This is a genomic window from Psychrobacter sp. CMS30 (genome assembly GCF_904846565.1).
GTDB classification, from domain to species: domain Bacteria; phylum Pseudomonadota; class Gammaproteobacteria; order Pseudomonadales; family Moraxellaceae; genus Psychrobacter; species Psychrobacter maritimus.
Genome location: NZ_CAJHBF010000003.1, coordinates 124,755 through 151,732, shown reverse-complemented (window position 1 = coordinate 151,732; position 26,978 = coordinate 124,755). Strand labels below are relative to the sequence as shown.

23 protein-coding genes and 1 other RNA gene are annotated in these 26,978 nt (G+C 43.5%); 16 read left to right on the top strand and 8 right to left on the bottom strand.

Annotated features, from left to right (window positions below; genetic code table 11):
• Positions 1 to 6 precede the first annotated feature (6 nt).
• On the top strand, positions 7 to 1,311 hold the full coding sequence (locus JMX94_RS02715; RefSeq protein ID WP_201562967.1) for a lytic murein transglycosylase: 1,305 nt from the start codon (positions 7 to 9) through the stop codon (positions 1,309 to 1,311).
• A gap of 136 nt (positions 1,312 to 1,447) precedes the next feature.
• On the opposite strand, the gene JMX94_RS02710 is transcribed toward JMX94_RS02715, so the two are convergent.
• Positions 1,448 to 2,287, bottom strand: coding sequence for a UDP-2,3-diacylglucosamine diphosphatase (locus tag JMX94_RS02710; protein WP_201562965.1), 840 nt, complete (start codon positions 2,285 to 2,287; stop codon positions 1,448 to 1,450).
• Positions 2,288 to 2,374: 87 nt separating this feature from the next.
• Entirely contained in the window at positions 2,375 to 2,890 is a 516-nt protein-coding gene (locus tag JMX94_RS02705; RefSeq protein WP_201562963.1) for a peptidylprolyl isomerase, read from the bottom strand.
• A 273-nt stretch (positions 2,891 to 3,163) separates the two neighbouring features.
• Between JMX94_RS02705 and JMX94_RS02700 the strand changes: the two genes are divergently transcribed.
• From JMX94_RS02700 to JMX94_RS02685, 4 genes are all read left to right on the top strand, one after another.
• Entirely contained in the window at positions 3,164 to 4,903 is a 1,740-nt protein-coding gene (locus JMX94_RS02700; protein ID WP_201562961.1) for a glutamine--tRNA ligase/YqeY domain fusion protein, read from the top strand.
• 348 nt (positions 4,904 to 5,251) lie between these two features.
• Positions 5,252 to 5,890, top strand: a complete 639-nt coding sequence (locus JMX94_RS02695) for a peroxiredoxin (RefSeq protein ID WP_201562959.1) — start codon at positions 5,252 to 5,254, stop codon at positions 5,888 to 5,890.
• Between the two features lie 238 nt (positions 5,891 to 6,128).
• The gene (locus tag JMX94_RS02690; protein ID WP_201562957.1) at positions 6,129 to 6,791 is read left to right on the top strand and encodes a glutathione S-transferase family protein; all 663 of its coding nucleotides are present in this window, start codon (positions 6,129 to 6,131) and stop codon (positions 6,789 to 6,791) included.
• Between the two features lie 293 nt (positions 6,792 to 7,084).
• Complete coding sequence (locus JMX94_RS02685) at positions 7,085 to 8,005, top strand: META domain-containing protein (RefSeq protein WP_227673480.1); 921 nt, start codon at positions 7,085 to 7,087, stop codon at positions 8,003 to 8,005.
• A gap of 276 nt (positions 8,006 to 8,281) precedes the next feature.
• Here the strand turns inward: JMX94_RS02685 and ruvC are convergent, their stop codons facing one another.
• Positions 8,282 to 8,866, bottom strand: coding sequence for a crossover junction endodeoxyribonuclease RuvC (gene ruvC / locus JMX94_RS02680; protein ID WP_045446965.1), 585 nt, complete (start codon positions 8,864 to 8,866; stop codon positions 8,282 to 8,284).
• Positions 8,867 to 9,019: 153 nt separating this feature from the next.
• On the opposite strand from ruvC, the gene JMX94_RS02675 reads away from it, so the two are divergent.
• Positions 9,020 to 9,640, top strand: coding sequence for an FxsA family protein (locus JMX94_RS02675; protein WP_201562955.1), 621 nt, complete (start codon positions 9,020 to 9,022; stop codon positions 9,638 to 9,640).
• Positions 9,641 to 9,775: 135 nt separating this feature from the next.
• On the opposite strand, the gene ssrS is transcribed toward JMX94_RS02675, so the two are convergent.
• A non-coding RNA gene (gene ssrS, locus JMX94_RS02670) (6S RNA) lies at positions 9,776 to 9,971 on the bottom strand.
• Between the two features lie 246 nt (positions 9,972 to 10,217).
• Here ssrS and gpmI point away from each other — a divergent pair.
• The 3 genes from gpmI to JMX94_RS13240 all read left to right on the top strand — a co-directional run bounded on the left by gpmI (position 10,218) and on the right by JMX94_RS13240 (position 13,936).
• On the top strand, positions 10,218 to 11,876 hold the full coding sequence (gene gpmI / locus JMX94_RS02665) for a 2,3-bisphosphoglycerate-independent phosphoglycerate mutase (RefSeq protein WP_201562953.1): 1,659 nt from the start codon (positions 10,218 to 10,220) through the stop codon (positions 11,874 to 11,876).
• Between the two features lie 474 nt (positions 11,877 to 12,350).
• Entirely contained in the window at positions 12,351 to 13,259 is a 909-nt protein-coding gene (locus JMX94_RS13245; protein WP_227673479.1) for a S41 family peptidase, read from the top strand.
• A gap of 38 nt (positions 13,260 to 13,297) precedes the next feature.
• Positions 13,298 to 13,936, top strand: a complete 639-nt coding sequence (locus tag JMX94_RS13240) for a S41 family peptidase (protein ID WP_265088923.1) — start codon at positions 13,298 to 13,300, stop codon at positions 13,934 to 13,936.
• Between the two features lie 47 nt (positions 13,937 to 13,983).
• Here the strand turns inward: JMX94_RS13240 and JMX94_RS02655 are convergent, their stop codons facing one another.
• The 3 genes from JMX94_RS02655 to JMX94_RS02645 form a co-directional block, all read right to left on the bottom strand.
• Positions 13,984 to 15,705 carry a sigma-54 dependent transcriptional regulator gene (locus JMX94_RS02655; RefSeq protein ID WP_201562951.1) on the bottom strand — a complete coding sequence of 574 codons (1,722 nt, stop codon included), beginning with the start codon at positions 15,703 to 15,705 and terminating at the stop codon, positions 13,984 to 13,986.
• Between the two features lie 176 nt (positions 15,706 to 15,881).
• Positions 15,882 to 17,720 (bottom strand): PAS domain-containing sensor histidine kinase, encoded by a 1,839-nt coding sequence (locus JMX94_RS02650; protein WP_201562949.1) that lies wholly within the window; start codon positions 17,718 to 17,720, stop codon positions 15,882 to 15,884.
• 109 nt (positions 17,721 to 17,829) lie between these two features.
• Positions 17,830 to 18,465 (bottom strand): response regulator, encoded by a 636-nt coding sequence (locus JMX94_RS02645; protein WP_201562947.1) that lies wholly within the window; start codon positions 18,463 to 18,465, stop codon positions 17,830 to 17,832.
• 475 nt (positions 18,466 to 18,940) lie between these two features.
• Between JMX94_RS02645 and JMX94_RS02640 the strand changes: the two genes are divergently transcribed.
• Positions 18,941 to 20,050 (top strand): serine hydrolase, encoded by a 1,110-nt coding sequence (locus tag JMX94_RS02640; RefSeq protein WP_201562945.1) that lies wholly within the window; start codon positions 18,941 to 18,943, stop codon positions 20,048 to 20,050.
• A 93-nt stretch (positions 20,051 to 20,143) separates the two neighbouring features.
• A complete protein-coding gene (locus JMX94_RS02635) occupies positions 20,144 to 20,815 on the top strand; it encodes a thiamine phosphate synthase (protein WP_201562943.1) in 672 nt (223 codons plus the stop codon).
• Between the two features lie 28 nt (positions 20,816 to 20,843).
• Here the strand turns inward: JMX94_RS02635 and JMX94_RS02630 are convergent, their stop codons facing one another.
• Positions 20,844 to 21,173 (bottom strand): TraR/DksA C4-type zinc finger protein, encoded by a 330-nt coding sequence (locus JMX94_RS02630; RefSeq protein ID WP_201562941.1) that lies wholly within the window; start codon positions 21,171 to 21,173, stop codon positions 20,844 to 20,846.
• A 367-nt stretch (positions 21,174 to 21,540) separates the two neighbouring features.
• On the opposite strand from JMX94_RS02630, the gene JMX94_RS02625 reads away from it, so the two are divergent.
• The 5 genes from JMX94_RS02625 to ruvB all read left to right on the top strand — a co-directional run bounded on the left by JMX94_RS02625 (position 21,541) and on the right by ruvB (position 26,857).
• Entirely contained in the window at positions 21,541 to 22,755 is a 1,215-nt protein-coding gene (locus tag JMX94_RS02625; protein ID WP_201562939.1) for a phosphoglycerate kinase, read from the top strand.
• 300 nt (positions 22,756 to 23,055) lie between these two features.
• Entirely contained in the window at positions 23,056 to 23,442 is a 387-nt protein-coding gene (locus JMX94_RS02620) for a hypothetical protein (protein WP_201562937.1), read from the top strand.
• Between the two features lie 454 nt (positions 23,443 to 23,896).
• The gene (gene fba / locus JMX94_RS02615; protein ID WP_201562935.1) at positions 23,897 to 24,934 is read left to right on the top strand and encodes a class II fructose-bisphosphate aldolase; all 1,038 of its coding nucleotides are present in this window, start codon (positions 23,897 to 23,899) and stop codon (positions 24,932 to 24,934) included.
• 119 nt (positions 24,935 to 25,053) lie between these two features.
• Positions 25,054 to 25,674, top strand: coding sequence for a Holliday junction branch migration protein RuvA (gene ruvA, locus JMX94_RS02610; protein WP_201563048.1), 621 nt, complete (start codon positions 25,054 to 25,056; stop codon positions 25,672 to 25,674).
• 202 nt (positions 25,675 to 25,876) lie between these two features.
• Positions 25,877 to 26,857: a Holliday junction branch migration DNA helicase RuvB gene (gene ruvB / locus JMX94_RS02605; RefSeq protein ID WP_201563046.1), complete on the top strand. Its 981-nt coding sequence runs from the start codon at positions 25,877 to 25,879 to the stop codon at positions 26,855 to 26,857.
• Positions 26,858 to 26,978: the final 121 nt, after the last annotated feature.

The following is a 26,978-nucleotide window of genomic DNA, read 5'->3' as shown; positions in this document are numbered from 1 at the left end:
TCTCTTATGTTATTAAAAAAACAATATCTGGCTTTGTTTCCCGCCTTAGTTATGGTTGGCTGTACCAGTCAGCAGGCGATGCAAAAGCCGAGCAAACCTGTACGCCAAGGTAATGTGCAAATTACCCAGACCCAAACCATTCAGGTGAAGCCAACGCCAGTACCTGTCGTTAAACCCACACCCGTTGCCAAACCAAGCTATAACAGTTTTTCTGATTGGAAATCTGATTTTTCTATGCGCGCGCTTGCATCGGGTCATGATGCATCGACAGTGCGTCGTTTGCTTGATACGGCTTATTTAAACCAACAAGTTATCTCGCTTGACTCAGGACAGCCAGAGTTTTCTAAGATGCCTTGGGAGTATGTCGATTCTGCCGTATCAGATGGCCGTGTCAGCACAGGTAAGCGTAAGTTTGCCGAGCAACGGGCGTTTTTATCACAGTTAGAGTCGCAGTATGGCGTCAATGCAGAAATCATCGCTGCGATTTGGGGCATGGAGTCATCATACGGTGTGGTAACGGGCAATAGCAGTATTCCAAGCTCGCTTGCCAGCCTTGCTTATGATGGCCGTCGTCAAGAGTTTGCTGAAACCCAGTTATTATCACTAGCGACGCTATTGCAACGCGGCGATGTTTCATGGTCACAGCTCGATGGTTCTTGGGCAGGCGGCATGGGGCAAACGCAGTTTATCCCTGATACCTGGCTTAAGCATGGCGTTGATGGCGATGGTAATGGTCACCGTAACCCATGGTCGACAGGCGATGCTTTGGCGTCTACCGCTAATTACCTAAGTAATTCAGGTTGGGTGCGTGGTCTTGCGCCGTTTTATGAAGCGACTGTTCCATCATCATTTGATTATTCATTGGTGGGTACCAAGCAGCCTGCCGCCAGATGGGCATCTATGGGTGTCGATACCATAGCCGATGTCTACTTGGATGCCAATACTCAAATGGAGCTGTGGCTGCCTGCTGGTAAAGATGGTCCAGTATTGCTACTTAGCCCAAACTTTGATGTCATCAAAGTTTATAACAATTCATCAAACTACGCGCTTGGTGTGAGCTTATTGGGTAAAGCGCTTGCCGGTCAGAGTGGATTACAACAATCATGGCCGCGCTATGAGCGTCCGTTATCAACGGCGCAAGTTCGAAATTTACAGCAGCGTTTGACCAGCTCAGGTTATGATACCAAAGGCACAGATGGTATCGTCGGTACCAATACGCGACTGGCATTCCAACGCTGGCAAGCAGATAATAGTCAAACCCCAGATGGCTTTATCACTCAGCGTAGTGCGTCTTCATTAGCAGGATGGTGAGACAGAGTAAAGTCACTATTCTTAGATAATCGTTATTTTCAGCGATGGTTTAAACATAATGATATTGATGAATAAAAAACTCCGTTAATGACGGAGTTTTTTATTGGTGGATCTTTATAAAAATTGCAGCAGCAGGTTAGATAGTCATCTTAAACTCGTACATATCAAACTCAGCATTATCATCTGAATCTTCATCTGCCATCACAGCACCAATCACCGCACTGACTTTTGGCTGGCGTGTGTCACTATCTAGCAGTCGCCAATCACCAAGCACGTAGCGTTTTTTATTACTCGTAGCTTGATGAATATCTGGACGATGGGTATGCCCATGTAGTAACGCATCGCTATCAGCCACTGCTTGTATCACCGCATCTTCATTGACATCCATGATATACGCCGCTTTATTGGCATTATTCTGCTGGCTTTTTTGGCGCATTTTACCGGCGATAGCCAAGCGTTTTTCTAGTGATTTATTGAGCAAATACCACTGAGTTAACCGATTGCGCATGATTTTGCGAAAAAACTGATATTTCTTATCATCAATGCATAACGCATCGCCGTGTTCTAAGCGATAATTCTGCTGTCCAACGGTTAAAGTATACGGCTCATAAATAAGCTCACCACCGAATAGATTGCAAAATGGCTGACCTAATAAGAAATCACGGTTGCCATGCATGATTAAAATCTCACTGCCAGTTACCCGTAGTTTTTCTAATTTAACGATAAGCGGGGTTAGCCAATGGGTTTGGCGCTCATCCTCTGATAATAATAAATAAGCATCATCGCCAATCCAAACTTCAAACCAATCGCCTAAGATAAATAAGCGTTTTAGCGTAGGCAAGGCAAGGCAATCATCAAGCAGCGCCAAAAAAGCCTGCACTAAGGCAGGCTCTTCAGGCGATAAATGCAAATCGCTAATCAATACTTGCCGCACCTCATGAGGGCGGGTGGTAATTAGATGGTCAAAACTTTGCATTTATCCTTATCCTCATAACTTTAAACAGTAACAACTCATAAGCTTGCACTGATTCATCGCTACTGAGTAATAACTATTGAAGAATGATTACTGAGTGATGATGGTGGCTGAGTTGATAACCACTGGCTCTTTTGGCACATCAGCATGCATGCCGAAACGACCAGTAGGTACGCCGCGCATTTTTTCGATGACGTCCATACCGCTTGTTACTTTACCAAATACCGTGTAGCCCCAACCTTGCATGTTTTTGCCAGAATGGTTTAGGAAATCGTTGTCTTTTATGTTAACGAAAAACTGGCTAGTCGCTGAATGTGGGTCTTGCGTACGTGCCATCGCAATTGTACCTTTATCATTCTTTAGACCGTTATCCGCTTCGTTTTCAACGGGCGCGTTGGTCGCTTTTTCATTCATCTCAGCGTCCATTCCGCCGCCTTGAATCATAAAGCCATCAATGATGCGATGGAAAATCGTACCGTCATAATGACCAGATTTTACATAGTTTAAAAAGTTTTCTACCGTTTTAGGTGCTTTTTCTTCATTGAGTTCGATAACGATGGCACCCATATTGGTGTCAAGTTCTACTACTGGTGGCATGTCTACCATGTGATATTCCTCTTTGATTGCAGCGCCTAACATGACGCTGTTAAGTGGTGGATGAAAAGTTGGTGATTAAAAAGTTATGGCTAGTCTAACGGCTTTTTTATCCCGTGTCATGTATCAGGCTGTTAATGCCTTTGCAAAAGCTGATAGAATAACGAAACTTTAACTTTTTACTATCATTTTTAATAACTTGTTTTTAATGATTTGGTTTGAATTTTCCATGCTGCGTGATGGCACGTAGCATGAACTGACAATTTGCTTTAGGAGCAATGCCCGATGAGTGAGCACTCAAGCAACAATGCACAAAAAGACGAACAAAAAAACGATTTTATTCGTAATATCATTCGTGACGATGTCAATGCGCAGAAATACCCACAAATCGTGACGCGTTTTCCGCCTGAGCCAAATGGTTATTTGCATTTAGGGCACGTTAAATCTATTTGCTTAAACTTTGGTGTGGCTAAAGAGTTTGGGGGTGTTTGTAACCTACGTTTTGATGACACCAATCCGACTGCAGAAAAGCAAGATTACATCGATAACATTAAGAACGATGTGAAATGGTTAGGATTTGAGTGGGCAGGAGAGGCGCACCATGCGTCAGGCTACTTTGACCAGTTGTATGCATGGGCCGTGCAGTTGATTGAGCAGGGCGATGCCTATGTAGACCTGCAGTCACCTGAGCAAATTAAAGAAAACCGTGGCTCCTTTAATGAAGCTGGCACAGCATCACCACATCGTGATGCCAGTGTTGAAGAAAACTTGACCCTCTTTAATGATATGAAAGAAGGTAAGTTTGCGGAAGGTAAAGCCGTTTTGCGCGCCAAGATTGATATGGCAAGCCCAAACATGAATATGCGCGACCCTGTTATCTACCGCGTTATGCATCAAGAGCATCATCAAACGGGTGATAAATGGTGTATTTATCCGATGTATGATTTTGCCCATCCGCTCTCGGATGCACTCGAAGGCATTACTCATTCGTTATGTACGCTGGAGTTTGAAGACCATCGTCCATTTTATGATTGGGCGGTTGAAAAAATCGGCTTTGATGTACCGCCGCATCAGTACGAATTTAGCCGCCTAAATGTCGACCATACCATGACCAGTAAGCGCAAATTAAAGCAGTTGGTCGATGAAAATATCGTTAGCGGTTGGGATGATCCGCGTATGCCAACTATCGCTGGCATGCGCCGCCGTGGTTATACACCAGAGGGTTTACGCGACTTCTGTGAGCGTGTTGGCGTGACCAAAGTAGACAGCGTCGTTGATTTTCGCTTATTAGAGTTTAGTATTCGTCAGTCATTGGAAACGACTACGGCGCGTGGTATGGCAGTGCTTAAGCCGTTAAAAGTGACGATTACTAACTTTAGCGATGCGGTCAGTAGTTGGGAATCGCAAAAGGCTGATAGCGTTAATGCGCGTTGGGACGATGATGCACAGACTTTATGGCTCACGCAGCCAAATCATCCTAATGTCGATATGGGCGAGCGTGAAATTCCGTTTACCGAAACCCTTTATATTGACCAAGGTGATTACGAAATTGAGCCGCCAGCAGGTTATAAGCGTCTATCACCAGAGAAGAATGAGATTCGTCTGCGTAATACTTATGTATTGGCAGTGACTGAACATATTCTTGATGACGCTGGCAATGTCGTTGAACTAAAAGCAACGATTGATCCTGCAACGCTAGGTAATAATCCTGAAGGTCGTAAGGTTAAAGGTGTTATTCACTGGGTATCAGCCAGCCAAGGCGTGCCAGCGACCGTACGCATGTATGAGCAGCTATTTAGCGTCGAAGATCCAAGTAGCGTCGCTGATGTGCATCAAGCATTGAATGCTAACTCGTTGACTGAGCTCGATGCCGTGGTTGAGCCGTCATTAGCTAATAGTGATGCTGGCACGCGTTTCCAGTTTGAGCGTGAAGGTTACTTTATCGCTGATACAGCAGACCATAGCAGCGATAAGCCGGTATTTAACCAAATTGTTAGTTTGCGCGACAGCTATAAACCAGCTTAGTGTATAACTATTGGCTTTATTAACCGTGTTTAAAACAGCACTGAACAATAGTAGTTTGCAAACTTGCCCATTTCTAGTACGCTAGAGATGGGCTTTTTTATATAAGCATGGATTTTTCTTGAAGGATTCAGTTAGTGATAAATGGAATAAGCGCATTACAATCCGTCACAAGACATTCATAACCAGTTTGTTAATATAAAGTGAGTTTTTACTGATGTGCTCAGCGCTATTTTTATACTTGAGCATATCGATGATAATAATAGAGCGCATGGATACTTTCTAGCATTAGATACTTTGTGGTATTAATGGGTATTAACGCTCATCACAAACATAAATAAGGAATTAAGCATGGCAAATTTACGTCTAGGTGATACTGCACCAAATTTTGACGCCACAACCACTGACGGTGATATCAATTTCCACGAATGGGCAGGGGACAGTTGGGTGGTTTTCTTCTCACATCCTGCAGACTATACGCCAGTATGTACTACTGAGCTTGGTCGTACCGCAGCACTAGGCGGTGAGTTCCAAAAGCGCAATGTTAAACCAATCGCGCTATCGGTTGATGGTTTAGAAGATCATAAAGGTTGGGTAAGTGACATTGAAGAAACCCAAGGTACTGCTGTCAATTTCCCTATCATTGCTGACCCTGAGCGCAAGGTTGCAGACCTTTATGACATGATTCATCCAAATGCTGATAGTACAGCGACGGTCAGAAGCGTGTTTATTATTGATCCTAAGAAAAAAGTACGCTTAACGCTGACTTATCCAGCCAGCTGTGGCCGTAACTTTGATGAGATTATTCGCGTGATTGATGCAATGCAATTGTCTGATGAATATAACGTGGCAACGCCTGTTGATTGGAAAGATGGCGACGACGTTATTATTCCACCAAGTGTGAAAAACGAAGACATCGCTGCTAATTATCCTAAAGGTTATACCGAAATTAAGCCTTATTTACGCACTACACCTGCGCCTAACAAATAAGTTAAGCGTATCTGATAGTTGTAATAGATGAAAAGTGAAAAGCCCTATGACTTAATGTTATGGGGCTTTTTTTATGTTTCAGCTTTTTATTGGCGTTAAGGTTTTGCTATGATGAGCAGAGTAGGCTATAACTGTTATATAGCGCATTGATAACTTTATCCAAACGCTATTTGCAATAATCATAATAAAGCCTAGCAGCGCTGAGTCGCTTTTGAGACCATCTTACAAGGAGTTTGCCATGAAAAAACTATACGTTACCCGTACTGCGCCCAATCCACGTAAAGCCCTTATTTTATTAGCGTCAAAAGGTATCGATGTTGACGATATGGATGATGTCGATGTGGTCGATATAGATTTTGCTACTAATGAGCAGATGTCTGATGAGTTTACCAAGATGAATCCGATGCAGACAGTGCCAGTATTAAAATTGGATGATGGCACCATACTCAATGATTCGCAGGCAGTGTGCGAATATCTCGACCGTGTTTATGGCGAGCGTTCGGTGATGGGTAATGATGTGGTACAGCGGGCGCAAGTATGTTCTATGCGCCGTATTGCTGAGTTTGAGGTGCTGTATAACTTTATGCTGGCGTTTCAGCACAGTCACCCCTCCAAAGCGCAGCGGGTTGAACAAGTGCCAGAATCTGTAGCGCCGTCTATCGCGCGCGCTGTTAAAGCATTGCCCTATTTCGAAACTATGTTAGATGGCCACGATTACTTAGTTGGTGATCAGTTAAGTTTTGCTGATATTGTGCTGTATTTAGGTTTGGACTTTGGCAAAATACTCAAGGTTAACCCGAATGAACAGGGCGAAAATCTGGCGCGGTTTTATCAAATGATGAATGAGCGTTTTAGTATTAAAAATATGGCAAAGGCCAAGCCTGCTCATGAAAGTGAGTAAAAACGGTATGGCATTATAAATTTAACAGCAAATTTAGCAATAAATAACGCCGATAGCCTTGGGTCGCTAATATCATTGTTAGCGACCCGAGGCTTTTTTAATCCACAGCTTAAATGAGAAATCAAACGATAATAGTTACTATTGATATATAAGATTACACACTTCGTTACAAAACCTACCATCATCGGCGCTATAGTGGTCAAATTATGAACACTTTACAAAAATAGATATAATCACTCCTTGTATAGGCAACAGTGAATTATGAAAAAGTTTAATCACAAGGTATGACGCTCATGACATCATCTTTTACCATGCTATCTTCTATCCGCTCATTTTCTAGGTTTGCCTTAGTGCCAAGTATTTTAGCAGCAAGTTTGGCATTGGGTGCTTGTCAAAAAGACGCTGCGCCTACTGGCGGTGACGCACCAGACAACACTGAAGCGGGCATAGCAACTGATGCCACATTAAACACCGATACGGCACCTGATACAGCTAATGATACGAAACTGACTGCAGAGCAAGAGATGATTAAAGATTTAGCGCGTTATCGTTGGACATTATTGGATATCGATGACAAAAGTGGTGGACCTGTCATAACGATGCTTGTGGATATTAAGGAGCAAGTCACGCTGCTGTTTAATCAAAATCAAGGTCAAAACACGCTGAACTATAGTGTGGGTTGCAATACAATAAGTGCCGTGTATCAGTTGCAAGGTCAGACGCTAACGACCGAAGAGAGCATGAGCACTAAAATGCTCTGCGAAGATCTCAATAAAGCAGAAAATCGTTTAAATACCTTGATGCAAGGTAGCAGTCAGCTGAGTTTGACTGAAGGTGAAAACCCAGTGCTCACACAAGTGACCAGTAATGCGATTACGTTGACTTGGGAAGGTAAGCTTACTTCACAAGCCAAATATAACAGTAAGGGTGAAACCGTATTTTGGGCGGTAAATGCTAAGAAAGTAGCGTGTGCTGATGATAGCTCAGAGATGTGTTTACAAGTGAAGCCCATCACTTATGATGACCAAGGTATTAAAGTGAGTGAAGGAGAATGGTCAGCATTTACTGGTGAAATTGATGGCTATCAGCATGACGGCATGCATGACGAAGTCTTGCGTCTCCAGCGTTATGAGTTAGATAGTAACGAAAGCACAGAAGGCGAAGAATATGCCTATGTGTTGGACGCGGTGATTGAGAGTGCGGTAGCAGAGTAACTCGGTTAGTTGCTTTTACTATATAGTCAGTTCAATATAAAAGAGATACGTTCAAAATAACGTTCTGCTGAGATAAATTTTCCTAGCTTGCTGTGCGCTTCGCACTCCAGAGGCTTCGAAAAATTTATCTCAGCAGCACTGCATTCTTTTTAAATCGAATCCGCCATAGTAAAAACATAGCATAAATAAATAGTCATATAGTTTAAATAAATAACACGCGCCGTTTGGACGCGTGTTTTTTTATGGTTATTTGCTTTATGACTATATGTTTTTATTCTAACGCAAATTGCCTAAGTCTTCTTCTGTCAAACGCCAGCGCCCTTTTTTCTTAGAAGCACCGCGGCCACGCATGGCACTATTTAATATCAATTTGTTCATTGAATGGCTTGAGTGCGCATGACAAATGGCGCAGGCAAGACCGTCAGCGGCATCTTGTTGCGGAACTACGTCTAAAGACAGTATGCGGCAGACCATCTCTTGTACTTGCTCTTTTGCCGCTGCCCCATAACCGCAAACCGCTTGTTTAATTTGGCGTGCGGTATATTCTGATACTTCTAAATCGAGTGCTACCATGGCAGCAATAGCAGCGCCGCGTGCTTGCCCTAGTTTCAGCGCTGAGTCTGGGTTTTCTGCCATAAAAACTTGCTCGATAGCGGTGTAAATAGGCTCATCGGCATATTTTAGATGATGCTGGGTGATACGGGTCAAGCCATTAAAAATACGTTTAAGACGCTCAGGCATCTCTTTGGTATCCGTACGAATAGTGCCGGCATCAATATATGTCAGCTTGTCGCCCGTTTGTTGAACAATGCCATAACCGGTCATGCGCGAACCCGGATCAATCCCGATAATAATTGCCATAGTATTCCGTCTTGCTTACATTTTGTTTTATGGCTTAAAAATCAGCCTTAAGTTTGATAGTATAGCAATCAATCCCCATATACATCATATGTTAGCCATTTTAATTTGCATGGCGCTCAATTTTTTAGATTTTATCTTATAGGACGACACTTTATGGGTCAGATAGTTGGTATTGCCATCGTTTGGTTTATTATCGAGATGCTACTGTGGTATTTGCTTGCTCAATTTATGAGCGGTTGGTGGGTGTTTATGTGGTTTATAATCGCCGCCGTCATCGGTATCTCACTGATGCGTAAAGGGATGGCAGCACTCAATCCAATGGCACAGCAGATGAAAGCGGGCGGTATGATGAATCCTGCGATGCGTCCGCAAGAATCAACCATGATTAAAAGTGTCGCCATGGCAGCTGCTGGTATTTTGCTGCTGATTCCGGGTGTGCTGAGTGATTTATTGGCATTATTGGTGATATTGCCGCCAGTGCAGAAAAAGCTGAAAGACTTTGCTAATAACTACGTCATGAACAATCAGCAAAAAATGATGGAGATGATGGCGAAACAGATGGGCGGCGGACAAAACCCATTTGGCGGTGCTGGCGGCATGGGTGGTCAAAACCCATTTGGCGGTGCAGGTGGTATGAATAACCAAAACCCATTTGGTCAGCAACAGCAAAACCCATTCGGCGATGTGTTTAAACAGCATACCACCGTTGATGGTACGGCCAAAACCATTCCGAAAGATGTGAAAAAAATCACCAAATCTGCCAATGATGAATAGTTCATTCATTAATAAATAGGTAGATAATAAGACATAAAAAAAGCTCCTTTCGTCAATGACAAAAGGGGCTTTTTGAGCGTTAAAACTATTTTTTATAAAGGTAATATTTATTAATAAAATAGTTAATAACTGAATGAAACAACCGAAGTGCCGCCGCAAGATGGTGACCCATGAACCGTGAAGTTCAGGGCGGATGCGTCACTGCCTCTGCAGGTTTCCTGAGACACCGCAAGCGGTGCAGGCATACACAATGAAGCAATAGGTACCACATCCTGGTAAAGCATTATCGGCTCAGGGAATAAACATCTACTAGCCAACACTTCAGAATATAATTATCTTAACCAATGGTTTGAGTGATTGCAAGTACGATTTACAGATTACTACGTAGGTTAAGGTCTTAGCATTATTGTTGTCGAGTTTTAAGCACTTTTTCTAGCCAATAAAAACGCTCAAAACCTTTAATTACGGGCTTAAAGGGGCGATTTTTCAGCTATTTGGAGATGTGTGGTAATATAGAGGGCTTTAAACATCCTAATATAGCATTATAGGCGTTCATTCACTTGAGGAGCGGTAATCCATGACCCATAACCAGCAACAATCAGAATTTATCGACGATAGTCAGGCCCAGCTCAATAATAAGCAGGATAGCGAGCAAAATAAAAAAGTGCCGCATGTCTTAATGATATTAGATGGTTTTGGGCATCGTGAAGACGACAAGGATAATGCGATTGCTGCCGCCGATATGCCAAACTTGGATAAAATTTATCAGCAATATCCGCATGGATTGATATCTGCTTCCGGAGAAGATGTCGGTTTGCCAGACGGACAGTTTGGTAACTCAGAAGTTGGCCATATGAATTTGGGCGCGGGCCGCGTGCTGTATCAAGACTCAACCCGTATCTCAAGTGAAGTGGCCAATCGTGAGTTTTATAAAAACGAAGCCTTGGTCAATGCGGTGAAAGCAGCAAACGAGCTTGGCGGAAACGTGCATATTATGGGATTGTTGTCAGATGGTGGCGTCCACTCACATCAAGACCATATCGAAGCAATGTGCCATTCAGCGTTGGTACACGGTGCCAAAAATGTCTTTGTCCATTGTTTTCTAGACGGCCGTGATACGCCGCCAAAATCTGCTGACAAGTATATCAATCGCTTACGGGAGCATATTGGGAAACTCAACGCCCATTACGAAGGTGGTCGCGTACAGATTGCCAGTATCATCGGGCGCTACTATGCGATGGATCGTGACAATCGTTGGGATCGCGTGCAAAAAGCCTATGAGCTTATTACCGAAGGTAAAGCCGATCGCTTAGCGACGCGTGCAGATGGCGCGGTACAAGCGGCGTACAAAGCACGTGAAACTGATGAGTTTATTAATCCAACCATTGTCATTGGTCGCGATGAAGTGCCATATACCGTCGATGATAATGATGCGCTTATTTTTATGAACTTCCGCGCTGACCGTGCCCGTGAGCTTGCGCAAGCATTCGTGCTACCAGACCATGAGTTCTCAGGCTTTGCCCGTCATAAACAGCCAAGGCTTGCCGCTTTTGTGATGTTGACGAAATATTCTGATGTTTTAGCAGCCAATCCAAAAACCAGCATTGCTTATTATCCAACCTCATTGACCAATACGCTTGGCGAGTATTTGCAGAATAAAGGTAAAACCCAGTTACGTATCGCTGAAACTGAAAAGTATGCGCATGTGACGTTTTTCTTTAGTGGCGGCCGTGAAGAAGAATATAAAGGCGAGACGCGTATTTTAGTGCCATCTCCCGATGTTGCCACTTATGATTTAAAGCCAGAAATGAGCGCCCCTGAAGTGACGGATGAATTGGTGGCTGCCATTGAGTCTGGTAAATATGATGTGTTGGTGGTTAACTATGCCAATGGCGATATGGTAGGGCATACAGGTATCTTTGACGCGGCAGTTAAAGCGGTAGAGGCGTTAGATGTCTGTATTGGTCGCGTAGAGACCGCGGTACGAGCAGCTGGCGGTAATATGCTTATCACGGCTGACCATGGTAACTGTGAGCAGATGCAAGATTATGAAAGCGGGCAGGTACATACGCAGCATACCACCGAACACGTGCCATTGATTTATATTGGTGAGCAGTCAGTAACAGTACGTAGTGGCGGTAAGCTGAGTGATATTGCGCCAACTATTTTGGCGTTAATGGATATTGAGCAGCCAGATGAGATGACCGGTGAAAATTTATTGGTTCCAGCATCATAATACGGTCACGTAGTATTAATGTTTAAGGCTAATGCTTAATCGCTAATGCTTAATAGTAAGGCTTTAACAGCTTACAGCTAAGCATTTTAAAAGAGGGAAGGATATTTATTATCCTTCTCTTTTTTTATGTGCTTTTTCCGATATTTTCTGTTGCTTTGTCTTTAATGCATTTTGGCCGATACATTTTGCCTAAGTTATTTGCAATACTATCCTAGTTTAAGGTAGGCGCTTGGTGTTATTTTAACGGACATTGTTGGTTAATAACTCTATAATTTATTCATCACCCTATAATCATAAATAACCATATAATAATCTGATACATCTAACAAAATTATAAAAATAATAACCAAACCAAAATAACCAAGCCAACTTTTTTAAGGGGTTTCTTTTATGCGTCCTATTAGCTCTTTATCCTTATTGATGTTTAAAAGATTGGAAAACCCAATGATGACATTATTTATGAGCGCTCGGTTTATGAACTCTCAATCTTTCGGCTTTAAATCTATTAGCTCACAGGTATTAAGGCCAGCTATTCTCACAAGCTTACTGGGTTTAAGCTTTGTGATAATGCCTGCTCAAGCGGCTATCAATAATAACGGTAAAATCAATAATAATAAAAACCCTACTTCAAGTTTGCAATTAATCAGTCTTAATGCAGACGATGTGCCATTGGACAACGGTGCGGACGATTTTTCAGATATTGCAGATATGCTCGAATCAGCCGATCAGGTTGATGACTCAATAGATGCTGTCGCTGATGAGAGTGCATTGGATAATGGCTCGGATGCCATTAATACTGATATTCCCGATGAAGTGGCGCAGGTGTCATTAAATGCCATTTCGCCTGAAACCCTAAAAACCTTTGTTGCTGTCGTTGATTTGGTACGCCGTGAATATGTTGACGCCGTGAAGGATGAAGAGTTATTTAACAATGCCATGAGTGGCATGTTGACCAAGCTTGATAGTCATGCTGAGTTTTTGGATGCAGAGGCGTATGAGAATTTGCGCGCTTTTACTGAAGGAGATGTCGGTGATATCGGTATCAAAGTGCAATATCAGCCAAAAGAAGGTTATTGGGTGATTACGGAGGTAATTGATGGTTCACCTGCTGATAAAAAGGGCATTGCTGTTGGCGATTATTTGCATCAAGTCGATGAGTTTAAGCTTGGTGAAGAGGAAGAAAGTAATGATATCGAGCAACTCTTGACAGGGATTGCTGGTACGCAAGTGGATGTGGTGACGTCAAAAGCAGGTCGCCGTAAACATACCACGACTTTACAGCGTAATAACAATCATCCGCAGATTATTGAGACACGGCTTGTTGATGGTATGGCGATTATTAGATTGCCCGCCTTTCAAAATCGAAGCTCAATGTCAGGGTAGGGTTTAATGTCAACAGCCGTGAGAAATTACTACAAAGTTTGATTGATTTAGATGCGCCCGTCACCGGAGTGTTATTAGATATGCGCGATAATCCCGGCGGCGTATTGGCGTCAGCCGTAAGCGTTGCTAGCTTGTTTATGACCGATACCGATGTGGTACAAGTAAAAGGTCGTCAAAGTGACTCGCGCACGCTATCGACGCAAGGTGCCGCGTTATTAGAAGCGTTGCCCGTCGTGGTTTTGCAAAACCGTTATTCAGCATCTGCCGCCGAGGTATTAGCCAGCAGTTTGCAAGCGCAGAAGCGCGCCACAATTTTGGGCGAGGTCAGTTATGGCAAAGGCTCAGTACAGTCCGTTATCCCGCTCAATGATGAGCAGGCGGTCAAGCTGACGGTTGCCAACTATATGACCGCATTGGGTAAAAAGATAGATGGGGTTGGGGTAGAGCCTGATGTGACGTTGTTGGGTAATGAGAGCACATGGGAGCAACAGGCGCTTGATTTACTCAGACAGCAAGCACTGCCTTCGGGGATTCGCTTTGTACGTAAGGCACAGGCAGACAGCGGTGCTAAGCAAGATAAGTCTATTAAAGACGAAGCGATTAAAAAGAAAGTCACTCAAAACAATACTGTCATCGACCATGTGATTGATAAACCGACTGCTAAAGACAAACGTTAATTTAAGTAGAGTTTAAATCAAGGCATCGCTTTAACAGTCGCTATTATTTACGATTCAGATTGATCTTCGGCAATCTCTAGCTTGGTCATGCGATAACGCAAAGAGCGAAAGGTCGTACCCAATAGTTCGGCCGCTTGGGTTTTATTCCAGTTGGTTTGCTTAAGCGCGGTAATGATAAGCCGTCTTTCTTGTTCTTGTAGATAATGCTCTAAGCCTTGGGCAGGTAGTTGACCAGCGGTAATATCTTCTTTATGCACGGACTTACTTAGACTGTCTTGCTCATCAACTTGATTGTTTATTGACGCATCTAAACTACTAGCCACCGATTTATCAGCAAGTTTTTCGGCATTTTCTGCTGAGCGCGTACTCGCTGGGCTTGTATTCATGGAAGGATAATGCTGAGTGGTGGTTCGATAAGGATGTATATTAGCTTTTGCTTGTTGCGTGCTGTCTGTTTGTACCTTACTTTTTATGGCATTATCTTGTATTGAGTCAGCTACCGAGCTTTCACTTTTATTTGAAACAGAGGCGTTCGAGATGCTTGCTTTATTGGTACTGATATTTTGACTTGCAGATGTAACTACTTCTTGGTGGCTATCAACATCAGGTAGACCTAAATGACTGGCCTCGATAGTCGATGTTTCTGCCAAGGTTACCGCGCGCTCAAGGACGTTACGCAACTCACGAACGTTACCAGCAAAGTCATGATCTTGCAGGCGCGCGCAAGCGTTATCAGTCAGTGTTGGCGGCGATTCTAATTGCCATTCATCGGTGATAAGTGCCAAAAAGTGCTTGGCTAATACAGGGATATCATCACGCCGCGCGTTGAGCGTTGGCAGTTTAAGCTCAATCACATTAATACGATAATACAAATCTTGGCGAAAATTACCCGCCTGTACCAGCTGATTTAAATCCTTATGGGTCGCCGATAAAATACGAATATCGACCGGTACTTCTTTGGTATCACCGATTGCGCGCACGGTTTTCTCTTGAATAGCCCGCAGTAATTTAACTTGCATCGCTAGTGGCAAGTCGGCGACCTCATCTAAAAATAGGGTGCCGCCATTGGCTTGTTGAAACAATCCTTGCTTATCGGCGACAGCGCCGGTAAAGCTGCCTTTTTTATGACCAAAAAATTCCGACTCCATCAGCTCTGACGGTATTGCGCCGCAGTTGACCGGCACAAAGCTACCATCGCGGCGCGGGCTTAAGTCATGAATCAAGCGCGCCACCACTTCTTTACCTGTACCTGAAGCCCCTGATAAAAAAACCGGTGCTTGTGAGCGCGCTAATTTTAAAATGGTATTTTTTAGCGGATGCATGACAGCAGAATCGCCGATCAAGCGGCTATCGAGCATTTGCTGCTCAGGTGAACGCTCAGGCGTCGACTTGGACACATTGTCTTGATGAATAACCTTGAGGGCGCTTTCAACCAATTGACGCAAACGAGGCAGCTCAAGCGGTTTATTCACGAAATCAAAAGCGCCTAACTTTAACGCTTCAATCGCCAAATCCATACTGCCGTGTGCCGTAATCACTGCAATGGGCGTCGTTGAGCTGCCGCTAATGTGCTTAACCAACTCTAATCCTGAACCGTCAGGTAATTTTAAATCGGTTAGACAAAAATCATAGTCATTTTCTTGCCAATAGGCTTTGGCTTGCGACAAAGTATAGGCCACATCACTTTTGATGCCCATCTTGGTCAACGTGATTTGCATCAAGCGGCATAAATCTACTTCGTCATCAACGACTAGCGCGGTTGTGGTCATACATCATCTCATTGTTTTCAAGTACTTCATTGTCTTCAAGTACTACAAGGGTGTTAAAAAGGTATTAAAAAATCATCGTATCAAAGTTTATAGTGCATAATTATCAAGGTTTATAGTGCATAAATAGTAGCGTTTATGAGACATTTATAGGTTTCCAATTATTAGGCAAACGCTTCCTATATGCTTTCATCTGTACTTTCATCGACGTCATGCTGGATGGCAGGGGCAATCAAACGGAAGCAGGTTTTTTTATGTTCCGGAATATAAAGCAGGCGGGCATGGTTGGCCTCACAAAATGCTTGCGATAAGTATAATCCCAAACCTGTGCCAGCTTTATCGGTGGTAAAAAACGGATTAAACAAATGGGTTAAATCCACATCACTAACGCCTGTACCATCATCCAACACATCAATTATAACATCGTTATCAGCACAATAAATCTCGATTTCCACAATGGCATGAGGGTTAGAATAGCTGCTATGACGTAAACCATTGTTAATTAAATTGATAAGAATTTGTTCTAACTGGTGCGTGTCAAATGAGATTGTCGGCTGCGTATGGCTGCGTAAAAAAACATCGTGACCTTGAAAGTAATTGTCTAAAAATGTTGGCATCCAATCCGCAAGGACAATCATTTGCTGGTTGGCAATCTGCTGACGAGACAGCTTTAAGACATCTTCAATAATACGATTGACGCGCTTGGTCTGCGTAAATATCATTTTATAAAGCTCATGGTTGCCAGCCATCTTGTCATTGGTACTTGTGTCGTTATCTGCTGTCTGACTTTCTTCGATATCTTCTATTAATAATTGGCTGGCTTGGGAGATTGCTGCTAAAGGATTTCTTATTTCATGGGCAATACTAGCGGTCAGCTGTCCTAGAGAGGACAATTTTAATTGCTGCGCGCTGGCTTGTTCACGGCGTAAATCTTCTAATATGATTAGCTTGCTGTCATCTTTTAAAGGGATAATCTCGACACGCAGCTTACCGACGACTGAAGCATTGGCAACGGCTGGTAACTCATAAATAAAAGTGCGAGATTGCCCAGCTTCTACCGATAAGCAGGCTTCGAGTAATTGCAGATGTTGGGCGCGCAGCTGCTGCTGAAAATCAGATAGAGGTTGATTTTCATTATAGTGTGACGTTTTTTTCGCCGTCTCGCTTGGGGTTTTTAGCATCTGACTGATATCGATCGCTTCTGTTATCACTAGCGGGGAAGGGTTTGGAATACTGAGCAGCTGATGGGCGGCAAGGTTTGCCAGCACAACATGCTTAGAGTCAATGACGATAACGCCATTGACCATTTGCGTGATGACTTCTTGATTAATGACATTTAAGCGTTCGACTTCTTTTGCGTGGCTTGCTGCTACTTTTTCAAGCTGGACCAAACGCTGTGAGATTGACCAACTTAAACCACCAACTGCTAAAAAACTGGCTGACATTAATAGCGCGTCACCCAAATTTGCCAAACTCATACTGTTGGCAATGGCATAAAAAAACTGCTGATAGATAACAAAGATAATCGCAAGCAAAGTAATAATAAGCGCTTGCGAGCTATGTAAGAGCATAAAGCTGGCGGCGACCACCACCATATATAGCATGGTCAACTGCAAATCGGGCGCGCCAGCGGTATAAAGTAATAAGCTTAAAATGATGACATCTACTACTAAGCCAAAAGCCAGCTGTCGCCGCAGATGCTTGGTCACCACATAAAATAAACCGAGTAAAATCAGGCTCAGCAGGACATAAAAGCTGAGTGCGGTTTGCTGCAAAAAGCTTGGTAATGATGAGCCATCGCTAGAGCGAGCCGTGATATAAACCATCAGCATAGAAAATAGGCTGAGAATAAAGCGATAGCTGCTATAGATCAAACCTAATCTGCGCAGCTGCGGCAACGGCAAGATATCGTCGCGCTGCAAATAATCCGTGATAGCGGTTATAACGCTAGGAGCAGATTTCTTATGCTGCTCATGTTGCTTAGATTTTGACGATGTCACAGGCTTGGAAGGTTTCATAGGCTTTAAAGTTTTCACTGGCTCTAAAGCCTTTATAAGTTGAGCGTAATAGAAGGAGAGGTACTTACTAAACTTAGTAGCTTATGCTTAGTAATTTATGCTTAGTAATTTACGGTTGAATAAGACCATGACGAATGGCTAGGTGGGTCAATTTCACATCGCTATCGACGCCGACTTTTTCATAAATGCGATAGCGATAAGTGTTGATGGTTTTTACACTGACAAACAACTGATCAGCGATTTGCTGCGGACTTTGGCAGTTGACTACCATCATAGCGACTTGTTTTTCGCGGTCACTTAATAAGTCAAAAGGCGAGCTGGCGTTATCTGATAGGAGTACGTCCGCTAATTGCTCGGCGACGTCTTGGCTAAAATAGCGCCCACCTTGATAGATTTTTTTCACCGCGCGTATCATCTCATCAAGCGGCGTACCTTTGGTAATATAACCATTAACGCCCGCTTTGATGAGCATCGAAGGATAAGGCTGCGCTGACATACTGCTGACGGCCAATATTTTGATGCCCATACCCAGCTGAACCAAGCGTTTGGTGGCTTCAAGACCGCCAATATTGGGCATATTAACATCAAGTAATATCACATCAGGGCGTAGCTGTTTTGCCATTTTAATCGCCATATCGCCGCTATCTGCCTCGCCGACGACTTCGATATCGGCACTATCTGCCAACATACGGCTAATGCCCATCCGCACCAAATCATGATCATCTACTACTAATACTCGAATCATAGTTATACTCTTTTCTATCTGTCAGAATAAAGGGCGCACTGCTAATGTTAAGCTGCTTAGCGTGTCTTACTTTGGGTGCTTTATTGAATTAATTTATTGTATTGATTTATTGAAATACTCTAAAAATTCGCTACTATAAGTATATCAATTAACAAAGACACTGATATTATGCGTCATAGTTTAATATTAACTTTGCAATTAAGAGGTTATAAGCCTAAATGTAAGGCTATATTGCGCCAGTGTTAATAAATATTGCTGTAATATAAAGTAAATGTAGTAAAGTTTGAATGTGGCTAAAAAATGACATCTAATTGATTTAGTAGATTAAACTTAAATGCAAACCATGATACACTAAAAATACAAAAACTCTATGTGAGTATCTACAAACACATCCATAAACGCTACGTACGTGGTTGCTGTTAGTGAGTATGTAACTGACTCTCTAACTAATGGCAGCGCGGCAGCAGGAGGCATAATGAAGCAACTACCATTAACCAAACAGCAATTAATCGCTGCTCTGATTTCATTGAGTTTGGGCAGTGTTGCACAAGCCGCACTTACAATTAATGGTGGTTCTAGCTCAGAGTCTAGCGCTCGTGTGAGCTGGGGCGGTGCCGATAGCCTGTCTGAAGCTCGCAGCATCATGTATAAAGCCAATAATAGTAATAGCGGCTCGGCGATTAAAAAAGTAGATAGCGGTCACGGTACCACCAATATTACCAATACCCGCACGTTTGGTAATAGTAATAACAGCTTTAACAATACGACTAACGCCAACAGCTATAACACCACCTATCGTGGCAGCTTTGGTAGCAGTAGTATGATTCCAATCAGCACCGATTCGCGCAGTGTTGCGGTCATCGATGCTGAAACGGGCGAATCTATCTACGAAAAAGACGCTGATATTGCCCGTCCAATGGCCAGTATCACCAAAGTCATGACGGCGATGGTGGTTTTAGATGCTGGGCTCGACATGCGTGAAGAGCTTACCCTTGACCCAGAAGATTTCGTCGGTCCTAAACGCGCCAGCTCAAACCTTAAGTCGGGCGACCGTTTAAACCGTGCTGAGATGTTACTGATGGCATTAATGAAATCAGAAAATCCTGCGGCAAAAAGTCTAGCGCGTAATTATCCAGGCGGTTATAGTGCCTTTATCCGTGCGATGAATCGCAAAGCACAAGACTTGGGTATGACTACTGCTTTCTTCGGTGATCCAACGGGTCTTGATAAGCGTAACGTTGCTTCGTCAAATGATTTGGTAAAAATGGTGCGTGCTGCTGGTAATTACGATGTCATTCGTCGTTTTTCGACCACCAAAAGCTACGACTTCTATGTCTCTAACTTTTCAAGCGGCAACCGTACTTATAAAGCCAATAACACCAGCAGCTTAGTGCGTGATGGTAGCTATCCGATTGGTATCTCAAAAACAGGCTTTATCAATGAAGCTGGTCGTTGTGTGGTGATGGAAACTCGCGTTAATAATCGCCCTGCAATTATTGTGATTTTAGGCGCGAACAGCTCAGCGACGCGTTGGGGCGATGCTAAAAACATTCTAAACAGCTTGGCGACTCGCCGTACGGTGTAAGCTTGCTGTTTTAGGATTTATAAAAAAGGCTGTTATGCGATATAACAGCCTTTTTATTGTGTTGAATTTAGGGCGTCTTTTAGGAAAAATCATATGACTCAAGCATCGGCTGTTACGCGAGCTCCCAAACTATACTTACTCACCAATGATGATGAGTTTGCGGTTTTATATGCCAAACTAGAAGCAGCATTCGTGACAGGGTTGATAGCGCTATTGCAAATCCGCCGTAAAAAGACTTTACAGCTGCCTGATGGCGCCGCAAAACTCTATGATGAAGCGCTGCAAATAGTCCGTTTGGCAAAAAATTATGATGTCCCAGTGGTCATTAATGATGATATAAAACTTGCCGAAAAACTTGGTGTTGGGGTGCATTTAGGTCAGCAAGATGGCGATATTAATGATGCCAAACGTCAACTTGCGCCCAAACAGATTATTGGTCGTACTTGTCATGGTGATGTAGATTTAGTCAAAGAAGCCAAAAAAGAGGGCGCAAGCTATGCGGCGATGGGGGCGGCTTTTGCCTCAAATACCAAGCCCAATGCCAATATTATCTCACGCCAAGAGCTTATTGATGGCTGTCAGCAAGGGGTTGATATATGTGTGATTGGAGGCTTAAGCGCAGAAAATATCGTTGAGCTGGCAGGTTTGCCGATTGCTTATGTGGCGGTTGTTGGGGATATTATGGACTTGCCTGTGCAGCAAATCGCTGCGCGTTGTCAGCAATGGCAGCAGGCGCTCGATACTTGGCGTGCGCCTGCGGTATAAACGATAAAGTTAACATAACAGTGAAGTGTTATTCAGCGTGTTCCATACAGAGAGTCGCGTAAGGTAATGCTTTTAAGCGTTGTTCTTCAATTTTCTCGCCGCATACTTCACATTCACCGTAAGTACCGTTTTCAATACGGCTTAGGGCGTTTTCAACATAGACTAAACTTTGACGTGCTTCGCCCATTAAATTTGTGCGCATATCGTTTTGACGATAAGAGATGGCTTGATCTTCCCAATGTTCATTGAGGTCATCTTGTGGGTTTTGGATATGATCCTCGATTTTATTGATACGAGTCTCATATTCTTCCTTGAGTTTTAATAGTTCTTGTTTGGCCGTTTTAAGGTCGATACTCATTGGGTTCTCCTAATGGGTTATTTTTATTGTTGGCATTAATTATTACTAACAGTTTATTATCACTAACCGCTTTATCATAAACAGCCTAACGATTGAGTACCACCACGAAATGTTACTGATTTTTATTGAAATTTCGCCCATTTTTTATCGTCTAAGCTTACTAGGCGAAATTTATGCAGGTTCTTTATGAGCATCTGCTAGAAAACTGCTAGAATACACCGCCGCAAATTCTTGTTGGGTTGTCTTTATAAAACCACAAGTAACAACAGCCAAAGAGCAACCCATTAGATAATTTGAATAATATTATTTAGACATTAATAAAAAGCCACACGGCAGATTAACCATAGATGATGCATAGGAGCAGGTAATGAATTTTTTGCGTATGAGTGAGCTGAGCTTAACCGATAAAGTGGTATTGATTCGTGAAGACTTAAATGTGCCTATTAGAGACGGTAAAGTCAGCAGTGACGCTCGCCTGCAAGCCAGTTTGCCTACCATTAAAATGGCGCTAGAAAAAGGCGCGGCGGTGATTGTCTGCTCACACCTTGGTCGTCCGACTGAAGGCAACCCTGAAGCCATATATTCGCTCGCACCGGTCGCTGAGTATCTAAGCGACAAATTAGCCACACAACTATCAAAGCCAGTAAGCTTAAATACTGACTATTTGACTGCAGGCGTGACAATCAACGCCGGCGAAGTCGTACTGCTAGAAAACGTGCGCTTCAATAAAGGCGAGAAGAAAAACGACGCCGATTTGGCGCAGAAATATGCTGAGTTGTGCGACGTATTTGTCATGGATGCCTTTGGTACTGCCCACCGTGCGCAAGCATCGACAGAAGGCGTTACCCAAGCCATGCACCAAGCAGGCAAAGTAGCTTGCGCCGGACCTTTACTGGCAGCAGAGCTTGATGCGTTGAGCTTAGCGCTTGAAACGCCTGCACAGCCGATGCTAGCAATCGTTGGTGGCTCGAAAGTATCGACTAAGCTTGAAGTCTTGCACAGCTTGGCTGAAGTATGCTCACAGATTATTGTTGGCGGCGGTATTGCCAACACTTTCCTAGCAGCACAAGGTCACAGCGTTGGCGCTTCCTTATATGAGGCAGACTTGGTGGATACTGCTCGTGACATCATGAGTAAAACTGAGATTTTATTACCTGAGTATGTAGTCGTTGCTGATAAAAACGACATCAACTTTGATGACTTTACCGGCTCATTACAACAAGCTACTGCAACTATCAAGTCTGTCGATGCGATTGGCGACAATGATATGATCTTAGACATCGCGCCAGCAAGTGCTAAGCAGTTGGCTGATGCTATCATCAAGGCAAAAACCATCTTATGGAATGGTCCGGTCGGCGTTTTTGAAGTCGATGCTTTCGGTCAGGGTACCCAAATCGTAGCAAATGCTGTTAAAGACAGCCAGGGTTTCTCGATTGCTGGTGGCGGCGATACCTTAGCGGCGATTGATAAATATCAAGTGGCTGATGGGGTCAGCTACATGTCAACAGGCGGCGGCGCGTTCTTAGAGTTTGTAGAAGGTAAGGTGTTACCTGCTGTTGCTGCCTTACAAATTAGCGGGTAAGCGCTTAACGATACTTCAGCAGTTGAGTAACAGTAGACGTACAACTTATCGTGAGCATCTAGGTTAGGCTATAAAAAGTTAGGCCATATAAATAATAAAGTATAAGGTGACCGCTATGGTTGGCTTTCAATTGATGCTTAACCTGTCAATATGAAAGCAAGAAGTAAGAGTGGTCTCTGATTATTATTAAGTGGTAATTATTTGTTTCTATACTGAAAATTGTTATTGCATGTCTAATTTGCACTCTATAAAATAGCGCAAATCATGTATTTGGCATGCTTTATTTACGAGAGGTTTATTATGTTAAAACGTCATTTATTACTTGCTAGCGTACTTACTGGTACTTTTGCAATCACTGCATGTAGCCAAGAAACACAAGATAAAACGGCAGCTGCTGCTGATTCTGCTGCTGAAGATACTGCTGCTAACACTGATGCTGCCGCTGCTGAAACAGAAGCCGCTGCTGCTGAAGCTGAAGTTGCTGCCCAAAACGCCGGTACTGAAGTTGCCGAAGGCGCTGAAACTGCCGGTGCTGCTGCTACCGATGCACTAGCAAATACTGGCGAAGCGGTTGTGGTAGGCGCCAATGAAGCCGTGTCCGCTACTGCTGGCGTGGTTGCCGATGGCGCAGCTGCTGTTGAAGATAAAGCCAGTGAAAATGCAGTAGAAGCAGAGCAAGAGTACTAAAGAGCAACAGTACTAATTAGTAGTTTTAATTTTAAGCATTGGTTATAAATACTAATTGCTTTATAAGCCCTCAAAATATGTAAAAAGCTTTGGTAATAGCCAAGGCTTTTTTGTATTTAAAACATTCATCTAGCACAGCCAAATCAAAGACATAAGGTATTTGATTCTATACGTATTTTTAATAAACCTGTATATGCGATAAGTCCTACCAAATAGATTGATAAAAACCGACTGTATTTTTTATAAATTAAGCAAAGAAATAAATAGTCGGCTAAGCGCTACGAAGCGGTGACAATTTTTGCTATAATCACGGCGTAATAATTACGATAAAAAAACACCAGTTTTTCGCTGGTCTGGCTATATAAGGCTAGGATTTTAGGGCAATTGTTGCAACATCGTATTTTTAAGAATGATTTCTTAATATCATATTCAAAATTTAATCAGAGAGCGTCTTATGGCTTTAATATCGTTACGTCAACTTCTAGATCATGCCGCCGAGCACAGCTACGGTGTTCCTGCCTTTAACGTCAATAACTTAGAGCAGATGCGTGCAATCATGATGGCGGCCGACGCCTGTGACTCACCTGTCATTGTTCAAGCCAGTGCCGGCGCCCGTAGTTATGCAGGTTCTGCGTTTTTACGTCATCTGATTATTGCTGCGATTGAAGAGTGGCCGCATATTCCTGTAGTGATGCATCAAGATCATGGTATGTCACCTGCTATTTGCCAGCGCTCAATTCAGCAGGGCTTTTCATCAGTGATGATGGATGGCTCGCTTGGTGAAGATGGCAAAACGCCAATGGACTATGACTACAATGCTAGCGTAACCCGCGAAGTGGTCAAAATGGCACACGCGTGCGGTGTCTCTGTAGAAGGTGAAATTGGTTGCTTAGGTAGCCTTGAGACAGGAATGGCAGGCGAAGAAGACGGCTCAGGCGCAGAAGGCGTACTTGATCACGAGCAACTATTGACCAGCGCTGATGAAGCTGAACAGTTTGTTAAAGATACCAATGTGGATGCGCTAGCGATTGCTATCGGTACCAGTCATGGTGCGTATAAATTCACCCGTCCACCCACAGGCGATATCTTATCCATTGAGCGCGTAAAAGAGATTCATGCCCGTATCCCGAACACCCATTTGGTCATGCATGGCTCGTCGTCAGTACCGCAAGAGTGGCTCAAAGTTATCAACGAAAATGGCGGTAACATCGGTGAGACTTATGGTGTACCGGTTGAGCAAATTGTTGAAGCGATTAAGCATGGTGTACGTAAGGTAAATATCGATACCGATTTACGTTTGGCATCAACGGGCGCAATCCGTAAATTCCTTGCGGAAAACCCAAGTGAATTTGATCCACGTAAATACTTTAAAGCCTCTATGGTTGCGATGTCAGATATCTGTACCAATCGCTTTGAAGCCTTTGGTTCTGCTGGTCAAGCACATAAGATTCGCCCAATCAGCCTTGAAGGTATGGTCGATTTTTATAAATAAGCGTTGCCAACAAGACATGCTCATTTAATCATAGCAGCGTGGCTTATTTTTAGCGCAGTTTCTATATTTAAGCTTTGTACTTATGTACTGTACGTCGGTTCTATAAAAGGTGGTAGATGATGATTGGATTGATTAGCGGACAGGTGCAGTATTTGATGGCGCCGACTGCCTGTGTCATGACCACCTCTGGCGTAGGCTACGATATAGAGCTGCCGCTACCGTCGTTTTGCCAGTTGCGTCTTAATGAGCAGGCGAGCATTTGGACGCATTTTCATGTGCGTGAAGATGCGCAGCTGCTTTATGGCTTTATCGATCGTAAGGAGCGTGATGTCTTTCGCCAGTTGATTAAAATCAATGGTGTTGGGGCAAAAATGGCATTGGCTATGCTGTCTGCGATGTCAGCTGCTGAGCTAAAAATGCACGTCGAGCAAGAGTCCGAGAGCGCATTAACGCGGATTCCTGGTATCGGTAAAAAGACAGCGCAGCGTTTATTGATTGAGCTAAAAGACAAACTAAAAAATATTGAGGTTGATAACAGTAATTTAGAGTTTGCAATTCAGCCTGCGCCCATTTCTGCTGAAGGTAGTATCATCGCTGAGGTGGAAGGCGCGTTAATTAGTTTGGGTTATAAAGAAAGAGAGGCGCAGCAAGCGATTAAAGCCGCTAAGAATAATGGCGCTACCTTTGCAGATACGCAAAGCTTGCTAAAAGCCACCTTGCAACAGCTATCTGGCTTCTAGTAATGTGAGCGCGTTATTCTATAGTATCAATAAGTCTTCAACAGATAAGCGACATTAGATGTCGCTTATTTTCGTTTTAGGCTGTGTTTTTTTGACTCGCTGCTTTATGATGTTTTGCATGACTTATGCGCAACGTTTGGTTATGCTGTTTATTACCTAGTCTTTTAAAAATAATTATTTTAATAAAATGATAAAACCTATGATGCAAGATCGTTTGATTAATCCGTTAGAAGGGGCAGGTGATGCGCCTGATTCTAATATTCGACCGGCATTATTGGCTGAATATATCGGTCAGCCGGTGGTGCGTGAGCAGATGGAAGTGTTCATTAGCGCTGCCAGAGGCCGTAACGAGCCGTTGGATCATACACTTATCTTTGGTCCACCGGGCTTAGGGAAGACAACCCTTGCCAATATCATTGCTCGTGAGATGGGCGGCAATCTGCGCTCAACGTCAGGGCCAGTGCTTGAGCGTCCAGGTGATTTAGCCGCCATGCTGACCAATTTAGAAGAAGGTGATGTACTCTTTATCGATGAAATCCATCGCTTGAGCTCTGTTATTGAAGAAATCCTTTATCCAGCCATGGAAGATTTTCAGCTCGATATTATGATTGGTGAAGGGCCGGCAGCGCGTTCTATCAAGCTTGATTTACCGCCGTTTACCTTGGTAGCAGCTACCACACGAGCAGGGCTGTTGACCTCGCCATTACGTGATCGTTTTGGGATTGTGCAGCGCTTAGAGTTTTATAATATCGCTGATTTAACGACGATTGTTAGCCGTGCCGCGCGTTTAATGCGCGTGCCAATGAGTGAAGATGGTGCGGTAGAGATTGCTCGCCGTGCCCGCGGTACGCCAAGGATTGCCAATCGTTTATTACGCCGTGTCCGTGATTATGCGCAGGTGAGAGGCGACGGTAGTATCAATGGCGCGATAGCCGGTAGTGCGCTCGATATGCTGGCCGTAGATAGACGTGGGCTTGATCATTTAGACAGACGTTATATCGAAATATTGCAAGAGCGTTTTGATGGTGGTCCAGCAGGGGTTGAAGCAGTAGCAGCAGCCATGGCTGAGGATCGCGGTACGCTTGAAGATGTGATTGAGCCGTATTTGATTCAGCAAGGTTATGTCTTGCGTACGGCGCGTGGTCGTGTATTGACGCAAATGGCGATTGATCAGATGTTATAGAATAGTCAATTCAAAACGCACGAGGTATATCTTTAATAGCATTGTGCAGGTATAAATTTTTCTCGCTTGCTGTGTGCTTTGCACTCCAGAGGCTTTGAAAAATTCATACCTGCAGCCTCGC